This window comes from Streptomyces sp. WMMC940, assembly GCF_027460265.1.
In the GTDB taxonomy this organism is placed as follows: Bacteria; Actinomycetota; Actinomycetes; order Streptomycetales; family Streptomycetaceae; genus Streptomyces.
Genome location: NZ_JAPZBC010000001.1, coordinates 121,368 through 143,683, shown reverse-complemented (window position 1 = coordinate 143,683; position 22,316 = coordinate 121,368). Strand labels below are relative to the sequence as shown.

The 22,316-nt window shown below is 70.1% G+C and carries 20 protein-coding genes and 3 pseudogenes; 14 read left to right on the top strand and 9 right to left on the bottom strand.

From position 1 onward, the window contains the following. The first annotated feature begins 80 nt into the window (after positions 1 to 80). On the top strand, positions 81 to 911 hold the full coding sequence (locus O7595_RS00745) for an IS5 family transposase (RefSeq protein WP_269726771.1): 831 nt from the start codon (positions 81 to 83) through the stop codon (positions 909 to 911). On the opposite strand, the gene O7595_RS00740 is transcribed toward O7595_RS00745, so the two are convergent. The 3 genes and pseudogenes from O7595_RS00740 to O7595_RS00730 all read right to left on the bottom strand — a co-directional run bounded on the left by O7595_RS00740 (position 829) and on the right by O7595_RS00730 (position 3,303). Then, positions 829 to 1,395 carry a hypothetical protein gene (locus O7595_RS00740; protein WP_269726770.1) on the bottom strand — a complete coding sequence of 189 codons (567 nt, stop codon included), beginning with the start codon at positions 1,393 to 1,395 and terminating at the stop codon, positions 829 to 831. The genes O7595_RS00745 and O7595_RS00740 overlap by 83 nt on opposite strands. Before the next feature lie 230 nt (positions 1,396 to 1,625). Further along, positions 1,626 to 2,013: pseudogene (locus O7595_RS00735) on the bottom strand (transposase); the annotation flags it as partial. A 387-nt stretch (positions 2,014 to 2,400) separates the two neighbouring features. Further along, the gene (locus tag O7595_RS00730) at positions 2,401 to 3,303 is read right to left on the bottom strand and encodes a LysR family transcriptional regulator (protein ID WP_269726769.1); all 903 of its coding nucleotides are present in this window, start codon (positions 3,301 to 3,303) and stop codon (positions 2,401 to 2,403) included. A 74-nt stretch (positions 3,304 to 3,377) separates the two neighbouring features. Between O7595_RS00730 and O7595_RS00725 the strand changes: the two genes are divergently transcribed. The 3 genes and pseudogenes from O7595_RS00725 (at position 3,378) to O7595_RS33765 (ending at position 6,056) form a co-directional block, all read left to right on the top strand. Next, positions 3,378 to 4,352, top strand: coding sequence for a threonine ammonia-lyase (locus tag O7595_RS00725; RefSeq protein ID WP_269726768.1), 975 nt, complete (start codon positions 3,378 to 3,380; stop codon positions 4,350 to 4,352). A 618-nt stretch (positions 4,353 to 4,970) separates the two neighbouring features. After that, positions 4,971 to 5,740: pseudogene (locus O7595_RS00720) on the top strand (transposase); the annotation flags it as partial. Between the two features lie 16 nt (positions 5,741 to 5,756). Then, the gene (locus O7595_RS33765) at positions 5,757 to 6,056 is read left to right on the top strand and encodes a hypothetical protein (RefSeq protein ID WP_443071878.1); all 300 of its coding nucleotides are present in this window, start codon (positions 5,757 to 5,759) and stop codon (positions 6,054 to 6,056) included. A 75-nt stretch (positions 6,057 to 6,131) separates the two neighbouring features. On the opposite strand, the gene O7595_RS00715 is transcribed toward O7595_RS33765, so the two are convergent. After that, positions 6,132 to 6,680 (bottom strand): hypothetical protein, encoded by a 549-nt coding sequence (locus O7595_RS00715; protein ID WP_269726767.1) that lies wholly within the window; start codon positions 6,678 to 6,680, stop codon positions 6,132 to 6,134. A 107-nt stretch (positions 6,681 to 6,787) separates the two neighbouring features. On the opposite strand from O7595_RS00715, the gene O7595_RS00710 reads away from it, so the two are divergent. Continuing rightward, the gene (locus O7595_RS00710; RefSeq protein WP_269726766.1) at positions 6,788 to 7,027 is read left to right on the top strand and encodes a hypothetical protein; all 240 of its coding nucleotides are present in this window, start codon (positions 6,788 to 6,790) and stop codon (positions 7,025 to 7,027) included. Beyond that, positions 7,027 to 7,404 (top strand): fic family toxin-antitoxin system, toxin component, encoded by a 378-nt coding sequence (locus O7595_RS00705; protein ID WP_269726765.1) that lies wholly within the window; start codon positions 7,027 to 7,029, stop codon positions 7,402 to 7,404. Before O7595_RS00710 ends, O7595_RS00705 begins: the two co-directional genes overlap by 1 nt. Positions 7,405 to 7,471: 67 nt before the next feature. Here O7595_RS00705 and O7595_RS00700 read toward each other — a convergent pair whose 3' ends face one another. Beyond that, positions 7,472 to 8,344 carry a hypothetical protein gene (locus O7595_RS00700; RefSeq protein WP_269726764.1) on the bottom strand — a complete coding sequence of 291 codons (873 nt, stop codon included), beginning with the start codon at positions 8,342 to 8,344 and terminating at the stop codon, positions 7,472 to 7,474. Between the two features lie 491 nt (positions 8,345 to 8,835). Between O7595_RS00700 and O7595_RS00695 the strand changes: the two genes are divergently transcribed. The 7 genes from O7595_RS00695 (at position 8,836) to O7595_RS00665 (ending at position 18,926) form a co-directional block, all read left to right on the top strand. Then, entirely contained in the window at positions 8,836 to 10,416 is a 1,581-nt protein-coding gene (locus O7595_RS00695; protein ID WP_269726763.1) for an AbfB domain-containing protein, read from the top strand. 66 nt (positions 10,417 to 10,482) lie between these two features. After that, complete coding sequence (locus O7595_RS00690; protein WP_269726762.1) at positions 10,483 to 11,115, top strand: RICIN domain-containing protein; 633 nt, start codon at positions 10,483 to 10,485, stop codon at positions 11,113 to 11,115. A gap of 32 nt (positions 11,116 to 11,147) precedes the next feature. After that, positions 11,148 to 11,774 (top strand): RICIN domain-containing protein, encoded by a 627-nt coding sequence (locus O7595_RS00685; RefSeq protein WP_269726761.1) that lies wholly within the window; start codon positions 11,148 to 11,150, stop codon positions 11,772 to 11,774. 146 nt (positions 11,775 to 11,920) lie between these two features. Next, entirely contained in the window at positions 11,921 to 13,012 is a 1,092-nt protein-coding gene (locus O7595_RS00680; protein ID WP_269726760.1) for a hypothetical protein, read from the top strand. A 454-nt stretch (positions 13,013 to 13,466) separates the two neighbouring features. Beyond that, positions 13,467 to 17,798, top strand: coding sequence for a polymorphic toxin-type HINT domain-containing protein (locus tag O7595_RS00675; RefSeq protein ID WP_269732321.1), 4,332 nt, complete (start codon positions 13,467 to 13,469; stop codon positions 17,796 to 17,798). A 5-nt stretch (positions 17,799 to 17,803) separates the two neighbouring features. Then, a complete protein-coding gene (locus O7595_RS00670; protein ID WP_269732320.1) occupies positions 17,804 to 18,094 on the top strand; it encodes a barstar family protein in 291 nt (96 codons plus the stop codon). 343 nt (positions 18,095 to 18,437) lie between these two features. Beyond that, positions 18,438 to 18,926, top strand: a complete 489-nt coding sequence (locus O7595_RS00665; RefSeq protein ID WP_269726759.1) for a hypothetical protein — start codon at positions 18,438 to 18,440, stop codon at positions 18,924 to 18,926. A 93-nt stretch (positions 18,927 to 19,019) separates the two neighbouring features. On the opposite strand, the gene O7595_RS00660 is transcribed toward O7595_RS00665, so the two are convergent. Together O7595_RS00660 and O7595_RS00655 are read right to left on the bottom strand one after the other, a co-directional pair. Beyond that, complete coding sequence (locus O7595_RS00660; RefSeq protein WP_269726683.1) at positions 19,020 to 19,940, bottom strand: IS3 family transposase; 921 nt, start codon at positions 19,938 to 19,940, stop codon at positions 19,020 to 19,022. After that, positions 19,928 to 20,215 carry a transposase gene (locus O7595_RS00655; protein ID WP_269726684.1) on the bottom strand — a complete coding sequence of 96 codons (288 nt, stop codon included), beginning with the start codon at positions 20,213 to 20,215 and terminating at the stop codon, positions 19,928 to 19,930. Before O7595_RS00655 ends, O7595_RS00660 begins: the two co-directional genes overlap by 13 nt. Before the next feature lie 50 nt (positions 20,216 to 20,265). Here O7595_RS00655 and O7595_RS00650 point away from each other — a divergent pair. Next, positions 20,266 to 20,958: pseudogene (locus tag O7595_RS00650) on the top strand (transposase family protein); the annotation flags it as partial. A gap of 73 nt (positions 20,959 to 21,031) precedes the next feature. On the opposite strand, the gene O7595_RS00645 reads toward O7595_RS00650, so the two are convergent. Continuing rightward, on the bottom strand, positions 21,032 to 21,319 hold the full coding sequence (locus O7595_RS00645; RefSeq protein WP_269726758.1) for a hypothetical protein: 288 nt from the start codon (positions 21,317 to 21,319) through the stop codon (positions 21,032 to 21,034). Further along, entirely contained in the window at positions 21,309 to 22,253 is a 945-nt protein-coding gene (locus tag O7595_RS00640) for an alpha/beta fold hydrolase (protein ID WP_269732319.1), read from the bottom strand. Before O7595_RS00640 ends, O7595_RS00645 begins: the two co-directional genes overlap by 11 nt. Between the last annotated feature and the right edge of the window lie 63 nt (positions 22,254 to 22,316).

The following is a 22,316-nucleotide window of genomic DNA, read 5'->3' as shown; positions in this document are numbered from 1 at the left end:
TCACCCCTGGGTGTGACTGCTACGTGCACCGGTTCGGTTCGATCGCTCGGGGACAGCGGGCAGGCTGCTATCCGAGTGACATGACGGATGCGGAGTGGGCCGAGGTCCGCTCCGCGATGCCGGTGCCGGCCTGGCTCCTGAAGCGGGGCGGGCGTCCGGAGGCGTACTGCCACCGCGAGATGCTCGACGCTGTGCGCTACCTGGTCGACAACGGCGTGAAGTGGATGGCCATGCCGGTCGACTTCCCGTACTGGCGGGCGGTCTACGACTTCTTCCGCCGCTGGCGGGCCTGCGACTACGTGCGTGAACTGCACGAACGCCTGCGCCGCGCGGCGAGACAACGCTCAGGGCGCAACACTGAGCCCAGCGCGGGAGTCATCGACAGTCAGTCGGTGGACGCCTCCGAGACCGTCGCCGAGGACAGCCGCGGATACGACGGCGGCAAGTCACGCGACGGGCGCAAGCGCCACATCCTGACCGATACCGAGGGCCTGCTCCTGGAGGTGACCGTGACCACGGCCGATGTGCACGACTCCAAGGCCGCCCCCGCGCTGCTGGAGACGTTCATGGACCAGCCTGGCCAGCTGCTGAAACTGGTGTGGGTCGACAGCGCCTACCAGGGCCCCGCACTGGCCGAGGCGTTCGCCCGTCACGGAGTGCGCGTCGAGGTCGTGCGCCGATCCGACGGACAACGCGGCTTCGTCGTACTGGCCCGCAGGTGGGTGGTGGAACGCACGCTGAGCTGGCTCTCGCGCTCACGCCGCCTCAACCGGGACCACGAACGCCGCCTCGACCACCATGCCCAGATGGTGTGGTGGGCCGCCGTGATCAGGCTGTCCCGGCGTCTGGCCGGGGACGCTCCGCGCTGGCCGGAGAAGCGTCCCGAGCGACTGCTCCGGGCGCAGGCATGAACCGTCCGTCCCCCGCCCGTACCAGCCAGCCCCGCTTCTCCAGCACATAGGCACGGTGACGGATCTTCTCCACCTCGTTCTTGATCTCCGCTTCCCCGCCCACCGCCCGCGTCAGCTCCACCCCATTCACCGGCCCCGAAGCGGCCACCACCGCGGCGAACACCTCCCGATACAGCCCCCTGAGCACCTCCTCACCCATGCCCGACCGCCACACCGGCGGCCGCTCGCCATGCCCCGCACCGGGGCCACCCGATCCCACAACGGCAGCCATCTCATCACCAGACGGCACGGAAACCGGCGCATTCACCGGGCTCTCCCCAGCCAGTACCGCCATGAGCTCCTCACGCCCCACCCGGGCCCGCTCGACTCGCTCCCGCGCGGCATCCACCTCGACCTGAGCCTGCTCCAGGACTTCGGTCCAAGACTCCAGATCCTGCCTCGCCCGCGCCTCACGCTGTTCCATCAACCCCAGCACCGACGGCATCGCACCCTCCTCGATCCACAACAAGCCGTCCGCTGCCTGCCCCTACCCCGACGCAATCACGCCCCGCACACGAAGAAGCCCCTGCTCATCGAACAGGGACTCCCTTTGCCACAACGCACTAAAGCCTGGGAACAGGCCAACCCTCAGTGAACATGTTCCGGCATCGAGGACCTCAATAGGGTCTGAAATGAACGGCCGTGTCTCACTTTCGGTGGTGACGGAGCGTGTGGCTATCCGAGGAGGATGCGGTGGCGGAGGAGGGAGAAGCCTGCTCGGCCGTGCATCTGGCGTGCGACCCGCGTGGTCTTGGTGTTGACACCTTCGGTGGGGCCGTTGCTGTACGGAAGTGTGAGTGCAGCGTCCACGGCGTTGCGGTCTCGGTCCAGGCCCCGGGTGAAGGCGTGCAGATGGGGCAGATCGGCTGAGCGAACCTCGACGATCCAGCGTTGAGAGCCCGTCGGCGTTTCCTGCGCAAGGCGTCAGGAGTTTGACGAAGCTCCGGACGACGGCGGCCAGTTGTTTCATCTCGGGGCAGGCGGCGGTGAGCCGTGCCAGAAGATCGTGATGTTCGGTCTTGAGGTTGTCGGACCTGGTGAGGATCATCCGGGCGAGCCGGCGCTTCCCGCCCGGGGTGAGCCCATGACCGTGGTGAGTGGTCTTGCCCCAGCGTCTCCGACGAACACCCCGGACCCGGTGACACCACCCCCCAGGTCATGCTTCGACAGGGGGCACCAGTCATGCCGGGCCCGGAAGCCAGCGGCCCCGTTGCGGAGCCGCAGAAAACGTAACGGGGGCAAGGCGGCTGCCGCCGAGCGGGAGGCCGAGGCCAGGCGCCGGGCCTGCGCACACCGCCAGGAGGACCGGGGCACCGCCGGCTCGTGGGCCGCGCGAGAAGTGCAATCGGCTCGTCGCCCCGGTCGAACGCGACACCGCGCCGGGCTTATCGGGCAGGCTCTGGGGCAGCACCTGGCTCTGGTGAGTGTGCTGGCAGGTCATGGCTGGCCTTCAGGGCCATTGCGCGGGCTGGACGACGGTCTCCTTGAGAACTTTCACGAAGGCTTCGACCGGAGCCGGAGCCGGTGGTGCGCCATAGACGACGGCGTCGACGAAGCGGTGGTCGTCCCTTAGGCGGTCGATCCTCACGCTGGGGTGGAGATGAGCGCGCAGGGCGAGGCCGGGCAGCGTACTGACGCCGAGGCCGGCGGCGACGAGTGCCTGGACTGCGACGTAGTCGTCGGTCTCGAAGGCGATCGCAGGAGTGAAGCCGCGCTTTGCGCAAGCCGACAGAAGGTGCGTGCGGCACCGCTTGCAGCCGGCGATCCATCGCTGTCCCCGGTAGGTGTCAAGGTTGTTGCGTGGACCAGGCCAGGATCCGCCAGCCCGGCTGACGATGTAGATCGGTTCGTGCAGGATCGACGTCACGGTGTGGCCCTCGCGGTCACCGGGTGGACCGTCACCGTGATGGAAGGTGAAGGCAACATCGACTTCGCCGCGCCGCAGGGCTGTCAGCGCTTCCGGAGGCTCTGCTTCGGTAAGTGCCAGTTCGATGTCCGGGTACGCGACGCCGAAGGCAGCGGCCACCGTCGGTACGACAGTGGCGAGCGCGGAAGGGAACGCCGCGAGGCGCACCCGTCCGGTGCTGAGCCCGGCGTGGGCGGCCAGTTCGGTCCGGGCCGACTCTATGCGGCCGAGAATCTCCTCCGCGCGATCGGCCAGCAGCCGGCCGGCCTCTGTCAGCCGGATTCCACGGCCTGCCCGCTGAACGAGCGGCACGCCGGCTTCGGCTTCGAGCCTGGCGAGGTGGTGGCTGACCGACGGCTGCGCATAGTGCAGCGCGGTGGCGGCAGCCGTCACCGAACCCTCGCGAGCGATGGCGGCGAAGACCCGGAGCCGGTTCTCGTCGAACATTCATCGACCATATCAATGGACACATTGGAAACTGGCATTTGTCCTATGGGTCGCCCGGCGCCCAGCATGACGTCATGCACAGTCCGACGATCTCCGATGTCTTTCGTGCGCGTCGTCTGCAGCGCGCGCACCTGTCACCGACCCCATTGCTCTCCTATCCGGCCCTCGACGCCGCCGTTGGCGCCAGTGTCCGTGTGCTGGTCAAACACGAGAATCTGCAACCGACCGGCGCCTTCAAGGTCCGAGGAGGCGTCACCCTGCTGGCCGCAATGGACCCGGACGAGCGTGCGCGGGGTGTTCTCGGGTACTCCACCGGCAACCACGCGCAGTCCCTCGCCTATGCCGCGGCGCTCTTCCACGTCCCGTGCACCATCGTCATGCCGGAGAACCCGAATCCTCTGAAGGCCGAGGCCGTGCGGCGTCTCGGTGCCGAATTGGTCGAATCCGGCGCCGACTTCGACGCGGCCCGCCGCCACGCCGAACAGCTCGCCCTTCGGCGTGGGATGCGACTGGTCAGCGCGGCGAACGAACCGGACCTGATCGCGGGCGTGGCCACCGCATATCTGGAGATCCTCGAGCAGAGACCTGACCTCGACACGATCATCGTGCCGGTCGGCGGCGGCAGCGGCGCCGCCGCCGCTTGCATGGTGGCGGCAGCGATCAGCCCGCGATGTCGCGTCATCGCGGTGCAATCCCGTGACTCACCGGCCGCGCACGACTCCTGGCGCGCAGGCCGCTGTGTCGAGCGTCCGAACAACACGCGGGCGGAGGGCCTGGCCACCGGGTCGGGTTTCGAGTTGACGCAGCGTCTGTTGCGCGACGACCTCGCGGACTTCGTACTGGTCGACGATGACGACATCCGGTGGGCTCAGTGGTTGCTCATGCGCGATGCCCGTACGGTGGCCGAGTCGGCCGCCGCCGCACCGCTGGCCGCACTCCTCGCGGTGCGCGACGGCCTCGCAGGCCGGCGAGTGGCGGTCATGTGCACCGGCGGCAACGCCGGCGAAGCCGAACTGCGGGCCTGCCTCACCGCCGCAACCTCAGGCTGATGAACGAGTTCGTGCCGTGGTCGAGCACGGTGGCCTGCCTCCGCGCCACCGTGGTGATGCAGCAATCCCACCCCGGAGCGCCGACTGGCGCAGGACGAGGCGGTTCCCGGCGGATGCGCCTCCTGCGTACCGCTTCGGGTAGTCGACGATGATGACTCTCTTCCCATTCGTGGCACCAACTCCCTTACGCGTCCGTCGCTTTCGAGGCCCTCCCGGACTTGGGTCGGGGGGAACGCCGGCAGGCGACGAGAGTCTTCCCCGATGGTCTTCACGGCACCCGGCGTCCGCGCGCGGGGTTCATCCCATGGGCCGGCCGTTGACGATGGCCTGCCGGTCATTGCGCCCGGGGATCGTCCGATCAGTGCCCGGGGCGGCGATGAACCGGCGACGTCGCCTCCGCGCTCGCAGGCGTGGGCCGGGCGCCTTCGGCGAGTTCTGGTCGCTGCTCCGGGGTGTACGCGGGCGCGGTGCGGCAGTGGCTGGGGGCCGGGTCGTGCCGTGGGTGTGGCGGCGTCCGGCTCCAGGCTGAGTAGGCGGGGGCCAAACTCACGTGGTCCGGACGTTAGTCTCGCGCTTTCATGAAGTGGGCTGTCCGACGGGTGGTCAGGTGAGCGAAAAGTGCCCCTGACCAGCGAGAATGAGGATTGTCGAGGTGTCCTTGTTCCTGCCACCGTCGGAGGCACTTCTCAGGTGAAGAAGCGTATCGGGTCCTATCCACGCGTCCGCATCGAGGGCGGTGGCCGCGGGGTGGTGTCCCAGGCTGGGGCGGTGCTTCTGGTCGAGACCGTCCGCAAGGCCGGGTTGGACCAGGCGATATCGGTGGCGCTTGCGCCGTGGCGGCGGCCGAGGGCGGTGCACGATCCGGGCAAGATCCTGCTGGATGTGGCCCTCGCGGTCGCGCTGGGCGGGGACTGCCTCTCGGATGTCGGGATGCTGCGGGCCGAGCCGGCGTGTTCGGGCCGGTCGCCTCCGGCCCAAACGTCTCCCGGCTCATCGACACTCTCGCCACGGCTGGACCGAAGGCCCTCTCCGCGATACGGGCCGCGCGGGCCGAAGCCCGCGAGCGCGTCTGGAACATGGCCAAGAACGCGGCTTCGGACGTCGCAGGGAAGGTGACCGTGGACCTGGACGGGGTACTCGTGCTGGCCCACTCCGAGAAGCAGGACGCCGCCGCGACCTGCAAGAAGACCTTCGGACACCATCCGCTGATGGCCTTCGTCGATCACGGAAGCGGCGGCAGTGGGGAGCCGGTGGCCGGCTGGCTCAGGCCGGGCAACGCGGGCAGCAACACCGCCGCCGATCACATCACCACGGTCCGGCTCGCCCCGGCCCAGTTGCCGAAGAAGTACCGGCGTGGACGCCGGACGCTGATTCGTACCGACTCCTGGGGCGGAACGCAAGACGATGCTCGCGGAACAGTACGGGCGGCTGTTCGCCGAAGACCATCCGAGCGGCGTGTTCGTCCTCGGGGGTCTCGGCTCCCACCTCGACGGCTCCCGGGACCCGCTGCGGGTGGCCGCCCTCGTGGACGACCGGATCACGGCCATCGCCCGCCGTCTGGAACTCGTCGGACCCGATGCCCCGGCCGCGGCGGCCCGTGCGGCGCTGAGCACGCGTCTGGCCGCCACCGGCACGCCTTACCTGTGGATCCTCGACTCCACGGCCCATCACCCGATCGGTGGCGACCTCGGCGCCACGGCGTGAACGTGCAGGCCGTCACCGGTCCCGGAGGCCGGCTGCTGTGCCCCAACCGCATGACGTCAATCGCAAAGGCGGTGCTCACACTGGAGCTGCGACGCTGAAGAAGCTCAGTGCACCGACCGGGACGGACTGAGCACCTGGGACGCGGGCGGCCTCGAGTCCGGTGTCGTTGCGGCGGCCTGCTCCTGCGCCTGGCCCATGACCGGCGTCAGGAACGACCTGCGTGAGGCGGACGTCCGCTTCAACACCACCGGTTACGACTTCACGACGCCTACGAGCAACTGCCGGAACAAGTACGGTATGGGCGCCTGAATCCTTGCGTGCCGAGAGCAGGAACAGGGCCGCAGCGGCGGCGGTGAAGCCGAGCCCGACGATCATGCAGACCATGACCGTCTCGAACGAGGCATCGGCGATCCGGGGGATGCCGTTGACGAGCATGAAAGCGTAGATGCACAGAATGCCGTAGGCGCGAAGCCGTAACCCGGCCTGTCGCTTCCGCAGCCACGGCGGTGTCCACCCCGCCAGTATCGCCACCGGCACCGGCAGCATGAGCGCCGTGGACACCGCCAGCACTATCCAGTGGTACAGCGGATTGCCGTTCACCCCGCCCCCTTCGTAGGCGATCACCAGCCTACGGAGGGTCGGCGAGGCCCGTCCATGCCGAACACCGCGAGCTTCCGGCGAACCTTTCGGTCATACTGGACAGGCCGGTAACAGCTGTTATCATTCGTGGTATGGCCAAGACACAGCTGGGTGCACGCGTCGATGCGGACGTCGCGGAACTCGCGAAGAAGCGCGCCGCCGACCTGGGCTTGAGTATCGGGGACTACCTCGCCCGCCTCGTCCAGGATGACGCCAGCGGACTGCGTGCCCGTGCGGTGGACGCGGCCGCCCGCTTCCTCGCCGAGCACCAGGACGTCTTCGACGAAGCCGAGGACGCCCAGCAGACGCCACGGGGAGCGCGCGCCGCCTGATGGAAGTGCACATCGACGTCCCCTGGATCCTGCAGGTCGCCGAAGCCGCCGGCGCCAACGATCCCGCCCCCGACGACTACGGCGTGCCCGTGGCCGCTGTCGCCCGCCATCGGGCCGAGCTGTTCGAGCAGCCCGTCTACGACGGCCTCTACGCCAAGGCCGCCGCCCTCGTCCACACGCTGGGTCGGTGCCGCTGGCTGGAACGTTCCAACCTGGCCGTCGCCGCCGCTACTGGCGTCATGTACCTGGAAGCCGCCGGAATCCCCGTCAAGCCCACCCGCGAGGACGCCAACGCCCTCAAGGACCTGCTCCTCGACCCCGCCTGTACCGCCGGGAAGATCGCCGCCCTGCTGCGGACCTGGCCCACCGCCACCTGACCCACGCTGGCAGGCATGGCGCTGCTTTCCTGGGGCGCCGGGCGGGGTAGCGCTGAGCGTCATGACATCACCGGAACGCACATCGCTCCCTGCGACAGCCCTGGGACGACAGCGGGATTCGGGGGAGGGGGCAGTGCCAGCGGTACGGGGACGGGTTCGTCGCGGGTGGTAGCGGATTGCCGTTGGAGCCGGAAGTGCTCTTCGTCGGCGGGCCGCACGGTGACGACCTGGCTGTGGCCGCGTCCGGCATCGAGGGCGGCGAGGGCCTGCTGGGCGTCGTCGGTGGTGACGCGGGGGTGGAAGAAGAGCACGGGGCCAAGGTCCAGGCGCTGCCCGGCGAGTGGATGGCGAACTCGTCGCACTCGCCTCGCACGGCGTGGGGTTCGCCGCTGAGCAGGGCCCGCAGGACGGGGGAGTCCTGGTCGTTGAGGGTGAAGCGTCCTTGGGGCAGGTAGGGGGAGATCACGCAGTGTCCGTGGATGAGGAGGCGCGCCATGCGCAGCGCGGTCCGCTCGACGGCCGGGAGCTCGGCCGGTATGGGAAAGCGCTGCTCGCAGGGGCGCTGGTCCGCTGCGAGGTCCTCGAGGTAGCGGCGCCGCGCCGCGGCTTCCTGTCGCGCTGCTTCGGGCTTGGCCGACAGGTCGCCGCCGCCGATGACGCCTGCGCGGGTACGGACCTGAAAGCGCCGCCGACCACGATGCGCTGGTGGATGCGCAGCAGGGCGCAGAGCGGCAGCCGGCTCAAGCCCCGCCGGGGCCTCCGCATGATCGGGGTTCGGCTGCATGCAGCCGCCGACCAGTTCCGCGTCGACGGAGCGGCCGATGCTTCCGCGTCCCAGGCGGCGCAGCGTGCCCGGGTAGGAGGTGGTGAACTGACGGCCGTCGAGGAAGACCACCTCCACCTCCGTCGCGGTCTGCGGGGCCGTCTGGCCGGCCGCCACCGCACCTCGGCTCCTTCCGCTGCGTCCTTCGCGCCCCGGGTTCCGCCCGTGTCATCGGTCGTTGGGGCCGGCAGATGATACGGCATCAGAAGGAGTGCTCCGGATGATGTGTACCGGCCCACATTTTTTCCTCACTCCTCCCGCACGGAAGTGAACCGTGGGAATCCGGCCGCATCCCAGGCCCCGAGTGCCGTGTGCCGCCGGGGGTGGAAGCGTGTCGGAGGAGTGACCCAGTGGCAGTACTGCCTGCTGGTGCCTCATTCGGAATGAAGTGCTCCGTGTTACTGGCGAGTTGCCCGATGCTTCCCGCAAGTCGGCTTTCAGTCAGAATTTGGCCTCAAGGTGTGCATTGAAAGGCGATATCAGTGAGTGATCGTACAGGAGCTATCAATTCCACTTTGACTACCCCTGGGTGATCTCCAAGACTGCGCCCCGACCACGGCACGCGTTCGGGAACCGCGTGCGGACCTGACAGGGGGACCGGAAACAGCATGAAGAAGAGCAACCCGAACTCCGCCCGTGTGCGGAGAGCCGTCACCCGCGGACTGGTGACCGCCACCGCGCTCGCCTCCGTGACGGCCGCGGCCGCGCCGCAGGCCGCCATCGCCGCCCCGCCGGCCGGCCCGGCCGCCGCGGCCGGCATCGGCACCACCGACACCCAGCGGGTCGACGCCGCCGCCGTGGTGCGCCTGGACCCGAGCCCGGACGTCCTGCTACTCAGCGACCACGACTTCATCCACGCCCTCTGGCAGAAGGCCCGCGATGGCGGGGACACCTACGACGCGGTGCGGCAGGCCGCCGAGGCCGCCATGATGAGCGAATCGGCCGACGACCACGTGCAGTTCATCGTCACCGGCATCCACGAGGCGTACGTCGCCGACAAGCAGCGCGAGAAGGACAAGGCCGACGCCGAGCGTGCCGCCCGGCTCGCCAAGTCCCAGGCGCTGATCGCCCTCGGCATCCCCAACAGCCCCGAACTGCTCGACCTGAGCGACGACAACTTCATCCGCGCCGTGATGCGTCACGAGGCCGCCGGGCCCGAGGTCCGCTCCGCCGCCGCGACGGCCCTCGCCGGGGACCCGGCCCGCTGGCAGCAGTTCATCTCCAACGGCGCCCGCGAGGCCCACCAGCGCGACATCGCCAACGAGCTGAAGGAGCTGGAGGAGAAGGACCGCGCGGAGGCCGAGCGCCGCAAGGAGCTCGCCGCCCGCACCAACGCGGCCGCCTTCTTCCGTATCACGCCCTCCGAGGCCATGCTCGCCCTCAGCGACGACAACTTCATCCGCGAACTGTTGCGTGTCGCCCCGGCCGACGCCAAGGGCAGCGAGCTCTACGCGGCAGCGCAGCGCGCCGTCCTCAGCCCCGACCCGGCCGCGTGGAAGCAGTACATCCACACCGGTGCCGAAGAGGCGTACAAGAAGGACGACGAGGCGCGCCGCAAGCAGATCGCCGAGGCCAACCGCCGGCTCGCGCTCCAGGTCCAGGCCGCCGCCGAGAAGACCGGCGTCCACCCCCACCTGGTCGCCACCGCCAAGAAGGCCCTGGCCGGCACCGACGAGGACGTCGCCACCTTCCTCAAGGCCGACAGCCAGTACCGGGCCAAGCGCCAGTCGTTCCAGCCGGCGAGCGGCAAGCCGGCGGGCTTCTACATCCGCCAGTCCGCGCCCGACGCCGGGGAGGCGTTTCTCGCCCCCCTGTCCGCCGTGTCCAAGCAGACCGAACGCGAGGACGGCACCTGGGTGGTCGTCCCCGCCCTCGACGGCAAGCCGGGCTGCTACTCCTTCGAGTCCTCCCGCAAGGCGGGCCACTACCTCACCCACAAGGACCTGCGGGTCCGGATGGCCGCGAGCGACAACGGCGCGCAGTTCCGCAAGGACGCCACCTGGTGCGCCAAGAAGGGCCTGAGTGGCTCCGGCACCTCCTTCGAGTCGTCCGCCCAGCCCGGCCGCTACCTGCGCGAGTACTACGGCGACCTGTACGTCGCCAACAAGACCGCCAAGAACCGTTTCGATGTCGAGAAGGACTTCGCCCAGGACGCGTCCTGGAAGATCGTCACCCCGCTCGCGCGCTGACCGCGCGGGCGGTGACCACCCCGCCCGCGCCCTCTCCCTTCAGACTTGAGAAGAACGGAATCACCCATGTCCCGGATCGTCCGATCCGCCCTGGCCGTCGCGGCCGGTGTTGCCGCGCTCGCCGGCACCGTGACCGTCGCCGTCGCCGACGAGGCCCGACCCGAGCCGACCCCCGCCCCCATCGCCGTGGCCACGTCCGCAGTGGACGCCGCCGACGCCCGTGCCGCCGCGGTCGCGGCCTCGGCGTCCTCGGCCGTTCAGCTCAGGGCCGTGCACAGCGACAAGTGCCTCACCACTCCCAAGGCCAGCCTCCGCAACGGCGTCAACAGCGTCCAGTCGACCTGCGTCGCGGACGCCGAGAACCAGCGCATCGACCTGGTGCCCACCGGCGCCGGCACCTTCGAGCTGCGCTTCGGGCACAGCGGCAAGTGCCTCGACGCGGAGGGCGCCGGTACCAAGAGCGGCACGGCCGTCCAGCAGTGGTGGTGCGTCGGAGCGCAGAACCAGCGCTGGCGCATGGTGATGGTCGACATCGCCAAGGAGGCGTACGAGCTGAGGCCCGCCCACGCCCCCCTCACCTCGAACCTCTGCGTGGACATCGAGTCCGCGAGCAAGACGGACGGCGCGGTCGCCCGGCTGTGGGCCTGCAACGGCACGCCCGCCCAGCAGTGGCGCATCCACCCGGTCACGGCCGCCTGAGCCCCGTACCCGCGAGAGAAACGGAACTTCCCATGTCTCGGACCATCCGGGCCCTCCTGATCGCGGGGGCGGCCGTCGCCGTCCTCGCCGGCACGGCCACCGCCGTCCAGGCCGACGAAGACCCCACCGGGGCCACCGCCCAGGACGCCGCCGAGGCGGCTCGCCAGGCCGCGGCAGTCGCCGCGGCGGCCCGCGCGGAGGCCGTCGCCCGTGCCCAGGCCCCGCAGCAGGCCGTCACCTTCACCGCGGCCCACAGCGGCAAGTGCCTGGAGATCGAGGGCGGCAAGACCACGGACGGCATCAACGTCCAGCAGTACGACTGCAACGGCACCGACTCCCAGAAGTGGAACGCCATCGCCACGCGCGGCGGAACCTTCGAGCTCCGCAACGCCAAGAGCGGCAAGTGCCTGGAGATCCAGGGCAAGAGCGTCAAGACCGGCGCGGCGGTCCAGCAGTTCGCCTGCGGCCAGGGGGACCACCAGCGCTGGCGGATGATGCTGGTCGACCCCGTGCGCAAGCGGTACGAGCTCCAGCCCGCGCACGCCGAGGGGATGTGCGTCGACGTGCCCGGCCAGAAGCAGGACAACGGCATAGACACCCAGCTCTACACCTGCAATCGCACCGTCGCGCAGCTGTGGCAGGTCCGGCCGGTCGCGTGAACCGGCCGGACGGCACGCACGGGCGTGTGCCCGTCGAACACCGCGAAGGGCGGGGCCGTGCGTACGGCCCCGCCCCGGCGGCCGTGCACCCAATCTTCTTTCCCGAGGGGGACCCTGAGTTGAGCCGTCAGTGGAGATGCGCGCGGGTGGTGACTGCCGGCGCGCTGGCCGGCGCGATCGCCCTCATGGGCGGCGCACCGGCGTGGGCGAGCGCCGGCGCCGCCCCCGTCGCCGTATCGGCCGTGTCGTCACAGCAGATACAGCAGCAGACGCTGTCGCCGGAGTCGGCAGCCGCCGTCGAGGAGGCCCGCAAGCGGGTGACGTCGATGGCGAAGACCCACCCGGCCGCCGAGGTGCGGACCTCGGCGTGGAACGCCCTGCGCAGCACCCGGGGGAACCAGGCGCTCCTGGAGTGGCTGGCCCCCGGCGGCGGCTTCGACGGCGCCAAGCAGCGCGCCCGGGACACCCGCGCCCGCAACAAGGCGTTCTGCGAGCGGGTGATCGCCACCCACACGGCGGCGTTCTCCCCGCAGGTGCGGGCCGCCGCGACCCGCGCCCTGAAGGGCGGCGCCGCCGAACAGGCCGCGTTCGTCGCAACCGGCTACGCCGAGGCGCAGCGCCGCGACCGCGCCGCCCGCGAGGCCGGTGAGCAGCAGCGGCTGGACGTCGCCGCGGCCGACCGCGAGTTCGTCCGCGCCCTCGGCACCCAGGACCCGGGCGAGCAGGTGCGCGTCGCCGCCCAGTGGGCGCTGCGGCCGGGAGCCACGGACGCCGACGTGGCGGAGTTCTTCGGATACGGCTGGGCCACCGGCGCCACGCTGGACCTGACCGCGTACCGCACCCGGGTGGCCGACGCCGAGGCGGTACGCCACCACACGCTGACCCGCCTGATCGCCGCGGCCACGGCGGCCGAGGCGGCGGTGGACGGCGCGGCCGATGCCGCACGCGCGCGTGCGGAAGCGGAACGAGCCTGGCAGGCGGTGTCCGAGCACGCCGGCGCGGCACAGCGCGCCTGGCAGGCCGAACAGGCCGCCGCGGCCGCCCAAGCGGAGAACTGGCGGCTCGTCGCCCAGCTCTCCCGCGAGTCCGTCGAGCGCCTCTGGCATGCGATCTCCGGCACCGCCGACGACCAGGAGGCCGCCTGGTCCGGGGAGCGGACGGCGGCGGACGAGGCGGCCGCGTTCTGGAAGGCCATGTTCGACCGCGCCCGGGACGGCGAGAACCGCACCCGGGGCTGAACCGGGGCGAATGACCGGCTCCGCCCGCGACCGGGGCTGAACCAGGGCGTACGGCCGGCCCCGCCCCGCGGCCGGGGCGACGGCCGGCCCAGCCCGTATCCGGGGCGGAGTCGGGCAGTTCGTGGCGCCCATGAGCGGGGCGGGGCCGGGCAGTTCGCGGTGCCCTGTGACCGGCTACGCGCCCGGGGGCGTACGGCCGGGGAATACCCGTCGGGCCGGGCCGGGGTCCGGAAATCCGGCCCCGGCCCGGCACCGCCCGGAGATCCGGTGGCGGCACCGGCTCAATTGCTCCGGGCGTCCGGCCGGCCCATGACCAGGGCCGACCGGACGGCACACCGACCACCCCGCCCCACGACCGGGCCGGGGTTCTTCCATCCACTCGTCGAGGGGGATTCCCGTGAGGGGAAGATTCCGGCCCAGAGCCGGAGGGCTGCGCGCAGGCGTGGCCGTGCAGATGCGGAAGGCCGTGTCCGCGGCGATCGCCGTGGCGGTGCTGGGCACCGTCACCGGTGAGGCCGCCGCCGCGACCTCCGTACGCGCCGAGCAGGCGTCGCTGACGCGGACGCTCCAGTCGCTGGACCGGCTCGCGGCGGCGGTGAAGCCGAAGAGCGACCCCGCCCCGGCCCCTGCCGCCACGTCCGAACTCGACCGCATCAGCGATGAGCGCGACCGGCAACTGGTCGAGGACTTCGCGGAGTTCGATCAGGAGGAAGAGGTCCGCGAGGCTGCCAGGAAGGCGCTGGAGAGCACCGATCCGGACGCCATCCGCGTCTTCCTGGAGCGCGGTGAGGCCGAGGCGCGCCAGCGCGCCAAGGACAAGCGTGCCGGCGTCGACACGGCGAACCGCCGCCGGATCGAGGGGCTGCGCGGCACCGGCGGCCCGTTCTTCAACGCCGAGGTCGAGCGCGTCCTGAAGGGCACGGCGCAGGACCGCGCCGACTTCCTGGCGTTCGGCGCCGGCATCGCCGAACAGCGGGACGAGGCGGACAAGCAGAACGCCGCCAAGCGGGCGGAGGAGAACCGCAAGCGCGTCGAGATGCTGGCGTCGGTCGGCGGGCCCGCTGTCAGGCGGGCCGCGCTGGCGGTGCTGGAGTCCAAGGACGCCGCCGTGATCGCCGAGTTCCTGGAGAAGGGCTACCAGGTCGCCGCGCGGCAGGACGCCGATGACCGGGCCGCGCACGAGAAGGCGCAGAAGGAGGCCCAGGAGGCCGCAGAACGTCTCCGGGAGCTGGCCCGCAAGGCCGCCGTCGCCGCCGAGGCGCGTACCAAGCTCATCTCCGCGCACGGTGACGCGGTCAAGGCGCTGAAGAACGCGTCCAACGCCATGTCGTCGGCCGCGTCGGCCTCGCGCGAGGCGGACCGGATGCTGGCGGCCGACCGGGCCGGCAAGCGCCTGTCGGACTACACCGCGGTCAAGACCGAGGTGGCCCGCCAGGTCGGGTACGCCGAGGATGCCGCCAAGGCCGCCCAGGTCGCCGCCGCCCAGGCGAAGGTGCAGGCCGACGTCCTCGTGGGCACCGGGCTGGAGCACGGCGTCCAGTGGTCCGAGGTCGCCACGGGCATCGCGGGCGCGGCGGACGCGGCGGCCAAGGCCGCGGCGACCGCGCGGCACGCGGTGGACGCCACCGCCGCCGACGCAGCCGGTCTGAACGCCAAGAACCAGGCGGAGCTGCACGCCCAGCAAGCCGCCAAGTGGCGTGCCAACGCCGAGGAGCACGCCAGGGCCGCGGCCCGGCTCGCCGACACCGCCGCCAAGCAGGCCCAGGTCGCCGCGACCGCCGCCGACAAGGCCAAGCAGGCCCGGGTGGCCGCCGAGCAGGCCGAGAAGGACGCGTGGGAGCACGCCCGCAAGACCCGTGAGGCCCGCGTCGAGGCGCAGCGCCAGGCCACGATCGCCGCCGAGCAGCGCAAGATCGCCGAGCGGGAACGCGACCTCGCCGCCGCCGCCCGGGCACGTGCCGAACGCGAGCGGGACATCGCCGCCGCCGCACGCGCGCGGGCCGAGGCCGAGGCACGTACCGCCGCCGCCGCCCGCGCGCAGGCCCAGGCCGCCGCCGCGACGGCCGCCTCCGCGCGCGCCGACGCCGCCCACCAGGACGGCATCGCCGCCGAGGCCGACCGCCGGGCGCGGGCCGAGGAGACCACCGTCCGCAACGCCCGTGACGCCGCCTTCAAGGCGGAACAGAACCACCAGGCCAAGGAGGCCCGCGCCAAGGCCACCGCGGCACTCGCCGCCGCCGGCCGCGGCACCGTCGACGCGGGTGTGGCCCGTGCCGCCGCGGACGCGGCCCGTGCCGACGCCGACACGGCGAGCGCCGCGGCCGGCCAGGCGCGCAGCGCCGCCGACACCGCGAGCGGTGCGGCCGTACGGGCGCGGTCCGCCGCCACGGAGGCCGCGGGCGCCGCCGCCCGGGCCCGGGCCGCCGCCGCCGAGGCCACCGCGCACGCCGCGCGGGCCAACGCCGCGGCGAACAAGGCCGAGGCCGCAGCCGCCGCAGCGAACGCCGCGGCGAACAAGGCCGAGGCCGAGGCCGCCCTGACGCGCGCGGCCGCCCGGCGCGCCGACGAGAAGGCCGCCGAGGCCACCGCGCAGGAGGCGCGCGCCGGTATCGCCGCGCACGAGTCCGCGCGGCTCGCCGGACTGGCCGCCATGGAGGCCAACAACTCCCTCCAGGCCGCCAACCGCACCAAGGAGGAGGCCCAGGGTGCCGTCCGTGAGGCGGCCATGGCCCGCGTCCAGGCGACCGTCGCCGTGACCGCGGCCGCCGCCGCCCGCAGCACCGCCGCCGGCATCGCCGAACCGGCCGACACCGCCATCGCGCTGACCGCTCCGTTCGCCGGCAAGGACGCGGACGCCGACTTCGCCGCCGAGGTCGCCGCCGCGGCGGAGAAGATGGGTGCCGAGCAGGTCGCCTCGGCGGAGGCCAAAGCGGCGGAGGCGGTGAAGGCCGCTGAGGCCGCCGAGGCCGCCGCCAAGCGGGCCAACGCCCAGGTCGCCCCGGCCTTCAAGGCCGCCGCGGACGCCGCGCGATCGGCCGCGAACGCCGCGCGCTCCGCCGCCGCGGCGATGAAGTCGGCCGCGCAGGCCGCCGAGGAGGGCGCCAAGGCCCGGGCCGCCGCGGCCCGCGCGCACCAGGCCGACGCCCAGGCCCAGGCCGACGCGAAGCTCGCCCGCTCGGCCGCCAGCCAGGCGTACGCCGACGCCACCGCCGCCCGTGACGCCGCGAACCAGGCCGAGGCCGAGGCGGCCCGCGCCCGGGGCGCCGCCGCCGAGGCCGACAGCCACGCGGTGGCGGCCGACAGCGCGGCCGGCCTGGCGGAGAAGGAGGCGAGTGTCGCCCAAGGCGCCGCCGCCCAGGCGGAGAAGGACGCCGCCGACGCGAACAGGTTCGCCGAGTCGGCCGAGGGCCACGCCAAGTCGGCGGAGGCGGCGGCGAAGAACGCCAACACCTACGCCCGCGAGGCGGACGAGGCCGCGAAGAAGGCGGAGGAGTACCAGCGCGAACAGAAGCGCAAGGCCCGCGAGGCGGCCGCGAAGGCGGCGGAGCAGAAGGGCGGCTCGCCCAAGCTCACTCCGTGGGAGACCGAGGCGCTCAAGGCCGCGGGAATCTCGCTGGAGGACTACGAGAAGGCGCGCGCCCTCGCGGACAAGGACATCCTCGACTTCCTGGTCGAGAACGGTGGCCAGATCATCGTCGACCTTCTCTTCGAGGACATCAAGAAATGCTTCACCGAGGGCAACTTCGAGAGCTGCTTCTGGGCCGTGGTCGGCGCACTGCCGTGGGGCAAGGCGCTGCAGGTCATCAAGGCGACGCCGGCGATCACCAAGGCGCTGGTCAAGATCGTCGGCGGGCTCGACGACTTCCTCGACAAGTCCGCCGCGGCGAAGAAGCTCATCTCGCAGAGCAAGGAGCTGATCGACAAGTTCCGTAAGAATCCCCCGTGCCCCGACCCGGACAACAGCTTCACGCCGGCCACACGGGTGCTGATGTCCAACGGCACGTACAAGGAGATCAAGGACGTACAAGTCGGGGAAAGAGTCCTCGCGACCGATCCCGTCACCGGGGAGACCGGTGCGCGCGCAGTCACCCGACTGATCACCGGCGAGGGCCGCAAGGCCCTTCGGGAGATCACGGTCGACACGGTCGACACGGACGGCGCGGCCGGTAAGGCCACCGGCACGCTCACCACCACGGACGGGCACCCCTTCTGGGTGGTCAACCGGCACGCCTGGGTGGACGCCGCCGACCTGGTGGCCGGTGACCTGTTGCGCACTCCGGACGGTACGACGCGGGAACTCCTGACGATCCGCGCCTGGGACGAGCCGCTGCGCGTCCACAACCTGACGATCGACGATCTGCACACGTACTACGTGCTGGCGGGCGGAGCTCCGGTCCTCGCGCACAACTCCACCTGCAAGCTCTACGGCGCCGCCCTGAAGACCGCCGAGATGGCGAACGAGCTGATCGAGAGCCTCAAGAAGACGGGCAGGCTGCCCGGCCACTACGTGACCAAGGACCAGGCCAAGGCCGCTGGCTGGGAGGAGGGCAAAGCTCTCGGCAACCACCTCAAGGACGGTCAGATCGGCGGTGACGTCTTCAGGAACGAGGATGGGCTTCTGCCCGACTACCCCGGGCGGACATGGTACGAAGCCGACATCGGAATCACCAATACGATGAAGCGCTCCAAGCAGCCGGGTACCCGGCTCGTCTACTCGGACGACGGACTCGCCTACGTGACGTTCGACCATTACAAGAGCTTCGTCCTGCTCCCCAACTGGAAGTGAGATTCATGAAGGTCGTCATCGAGGGCGCAACCCTCCGCACCGTGTCGGACCTCCACGGGTTCCTCGCCCGGACTCTGGATTTCGGCCCGTACTACGGGGCGAACTTGAGTGCCTTGTGGGATCGGCTGACGACGGACGTCGAACGCCCGGTGGAACTGGTCTGGAAGGACGCGGAGCTCAGCAGGAAGGCGCTCGGCTCGGCCGTTTTCGACCAGATCCGCGACCTGCTCCTGCGGGTGCAGGAGCAGGACGAGGCGAATGACGAGTCGAAGCGCTTCTCCGTGACGTTCGACTGACGCCCATGTGACGGCCAGAACAACGGTGAAAGCCCCGCAGTCCCGTTCTGCGGGGCTTTCGCCTGTCCAGCGGGAGGGGATTTCGTCAGCGGAACCGGGCGGGTGATGCCCGGCGGCCGTAAGTGGAATTCCGAAACCGAAAGCGTGATGTGTCACGGCGCGCCGTACTCCGTTGATTGCACCTGCCTGCGCGCGCCCCGGGTGCCATGGGAGGATCACCCCCGGGTCGCCGTGGGCAGGCCGTCAGACGATGCGTTCGCCGGACACGGCGTCCTGGTCGAGGTCGCGGCGCAGCGGCGCCGGCGCGCCACTGCTGGCGAGCGAGATTCCCACCCCTGGGGGCATGGCAGCGGGCGGGGCCAGTCAGGTGAAGGGATGGGTTCGATCAGGCCGCAGAGATGCAGCCCTGGGCCATCGCCTCGACTTTGTTCTCGCCGCCGGCGAAGGTCGCACCGACGCGATACGGGACGGACTGGGCCGGATCGTCAAGGTCTGGGGAACCGGCTGGTCCGAGGTCGAGAACCCGACGGCGCCCAGCAAGGAGTACACGTACGCGGTCTCGCGTACGGCGCCCACCGTGGTGACCACGAAGATCCTGCGCCACACTGGTGACTACCGGAGCGAGTACATCCTCTACGACGGTCTGCTGCGCGAGCGCGAGACCCAGGCGCCGTCCGGCACCGGTATTGGCCGGATCATCACGGAGTGGACCCGCCATCCCGCGTTCGGCGGCCAGGCAGCCGAACGGGTCAGCCACCGCTACTCCACCTCGCTCCGTACGACCAGGCCGTCGGTACAAGCAACCTGGCCGGTCCGTTGGTCAACAACGTGACGTACGACGCGTTCCAGCGTCCGCTGCGCACCGAGTTCGGCCGGTCCGGACTGCGAGTGTGGGTGTCAATCCCCCGGTTTCGTGGAGACCTTCCTATGCAGCCAGCTCCCCGGTGAAGCCGGCCCAGTAGTCGTGTTCGTAGTCGATCGGGCTCTTCCAGCCGCACACGCTGTGTAGTCGTCGAGCGTTGTAGAAGTCGGTGATCCAGGTCGCGATCCGGATCCGGGCCTCGGTGCGGGTGGCGAAGGTCCGGCGATGGACGTACTCGACCTTCAGCACGCTGTTGAACGCCTCGCTGACGGCGTTGTCGAAACATGATCCGACCCGGCCCATGGACTGGGTGACGCCCAGCTTCCGGCAGGCCCGGCGGAACTTCCGCGAGCCGTACTCGCTTCCGCGATCGCTGTGGAAGATCACACCGCGGACGTCCCCGCCGCGGGTGGCGGCGGCCATGTGGAGGGCAGCGACGACCAGGTCGGCATCGTGGCGGGCGCCCATCGCATAGCCGAGCAGGCGGCGGGAGAACAGGTCTATGACCGTGGCCAGATAGAGCTTGCCCTCGCCGGCGTCGATCTCGGTCATGTCTCCGCACCAGACCAGGTCGGGCGCCTCGGCGGTGAAGTCGCGGCGCACGAAGTCCGGGGCGGCCAGCCGTTTCCCCGGCCGGGTCAGCCCCCGCCGTCTTCGTACCTTCCGCGCGACCAGGCCGAACTCCGACATGATCTTCGCGACGGTGTTCACGGAGACCCGCCAGCCCTGCCTCACCAGCCTGATCCAGATCTTCGGCGAGCCGTAGGTGCCGCCGGAGTCGTCGAACTCCTCCTTCACCGCTTCGATCAGACGCTGTCTGCGCAGCTCACGCCGGGTGGGCCGACGGGTGCGGTGCTTGTAGAACCATGCCTCGCTCACGCCCAGAGCGCGGCAGGAGACACGGTGCGAAATGCCGTGCTCGGTCCTGAAGTCGCTGATCACCCCGACGACGGACGCCGGGTCCGCCACGGCTACTTCACCCACAGGACCATGCAGCGTTTGAGGACATCACGCTCCATGACCAGTTCCTTCTTCTCCCGCTTGAGCTGGGCGACCTCACGCCGCAGACGCTCCAGCTCGTCACTCCCGCCGGCCGGTGCGATCCCTGCCCGACGGGCGCGGGAGACCCAACTCGCCAGAGTGGTCTCGTTGATCCCCAGGTCTTCGGCGACCTCGGCGATCGTCTTGCCGGTCTCCGTCACGATCCGTACGGCCCCCTCACGGAACTCCGGATCGAACTTCCGTCGCTTCTCCGCCATGACTCCCAACTTCCCCTGCAGTCACGGTCTTCACGCTACGAGGGGAGGGACACCGCCGGGCCCGCAACGTCCGCTGGCGCAAGCTCGGTTGCTTCAAGCAGGCGCTGCTCACCCTGGTCCATCTGCGCAAGAACGAGACGTTCTCGCAGCTCGGAGCCGGTTTCGGGATATCCCAGGCCACCGCCTGGCGGTACGTGGACGAGGCCTTGGACGTTCTGGCTTCCTGGGCGCCCGGCCTTCATGAAGCTCTGACCGGCCTTGGTGAAAGCGACCACGTCATCGTTGACGGCACCCTGATTCCCATCGACCGGATCCGCGCGGACGAGCCGTACTACTCCATGAAGCACCGCAAGCACGGCATGAACGTGCAGGTCATCGCCCGATCCGACGGCACACCGCTGTGGTTCTCCCGCGCGACACCGGGCCGCACCCACGACCTGACCGCGGCCCGCGCCCACGGCATCGTCCAGGCCTGCCTCACCCGACAGATCCTCGTCCTCGCGGACCGCGCCTACCAGGGCGCCGGCGCCACTGTCCGAACCCCGTACAAGAATCACCGCGAACAACCCGAGCACTACCAGCAGTTCAACCGCGACCATGCTCGGCTGAGAGCTCCAGGAGAACGGGCCTTCGCACAGCTGAAGTCCTGGCGGCTACTACGGCGAGCCAGATGCTCCACCCGCCGGATCGGCACCGTCGTCCAGGCCGTCCACACACTACTGACCTGCGACTATTCAGGATGAAAGAGGCTCACTCAGACGAGTACGCAGACAGCACGACGCGGCGCACGACCCGAATCGATGCCAACGCCCGCTGTCACCCCTCACTTTCAACCTCAGCGTCGTTGAACGCCAACTGCTGTTCGTCGAACTCGGCTTGTTCAGCTGTGCTCATCGTTCGCCAGTACCCGAGATCGAATGCCATGCCGTCATCAACTGATGCACGTGCTCTGCGGTGCTCCTCGCTGCCGGTATAGATCCCCCCTGGATCACGAGGACGCCAACCAATGGCCCAGGTGACCAGAAGACCTGCTTGGGACAGCACGAGCGCAGCGGCAAGGTAGAACAAGGCAACCAGTCCAATATCGCTGCGGTCAGGTGGCATCCTGCCGTTCCAGCCACGTCAAAATCGCTTGGTTCGTTTCTTCCGGCTTCTCTTGCTGGATCCAGTGACCGCAATCAAGGCTGACCACCTCCACGTTGGGCACGAACTCCGCCAGGTTCTCACCTCGTGCGACCAAATCCCTGTCGCCATAGATCATGAGTGCGGGCTGTCGGATGATCGGGTCCACGTCCGCCAGAAGGTGCCAGTTGCGGTCAAGGTTCCGGTACCAGTTGATGCTCGCCGTGAATCCTGTTGATTCGAAGGCCGAGACGAAGACGGCCAGCTCGCTGTCGCTCATGAGAGGCTCACCGAGCGGTGTTCCTGCTCTGGCGAGGTTGATCATCGCCATTCCTGGCTGAGGCTCGCTCGCCGGTTCGTTCTTCCGGTACATGTTGCGAAGAAACTGGAACGTGTGTTCTTCGAGCACCGCGTCCGCGACGCCTGGCCGTCGATTGAAGTGGACAAAGTAGAAGTCTTGACCAAGCGTGGTCTCCATGAATTCCAGCCACGGTTGCTCTCCGCGCTCGAGATAGGGCAAGCTGAGCGCGACCACTTTGTTCACCCTGCTGGGATGCAGGAGAGTCAGTCCCCACACCACAAATGCTCCCCAGTCATGACCTACGAAGGTGGCGTCTTCGTACCCATAGTGATCGAGAAGTGCGATGAGATCGCCCGACAGATGTTCGACGTCGTAGTCGGAGACATCGCTGGGACGTGATGAATTGCCGTAGCCCCGCTGGTTTGGGACGATGACGTGGTAGCCGGCTGCGGCGAGGGCGGACATCTGATGGCGCCAGGAAAAGGCGTGCTCCGGCCAGCCGTGACAGAGGACAATTGGCTTTTCTGAACTTCGCCGTCCGGCCTCGAAGACTTCGAGTTCCACCCCGTTGACTGGAATTCGGGTGGGCTTGGGGAAATCGTTTGGGTTGAACACTTGCACGTCCTCTTTGTCTGTTCGGGTTAGGTGACGGAAGGTGACCGCGGAGCCCCGAAGATG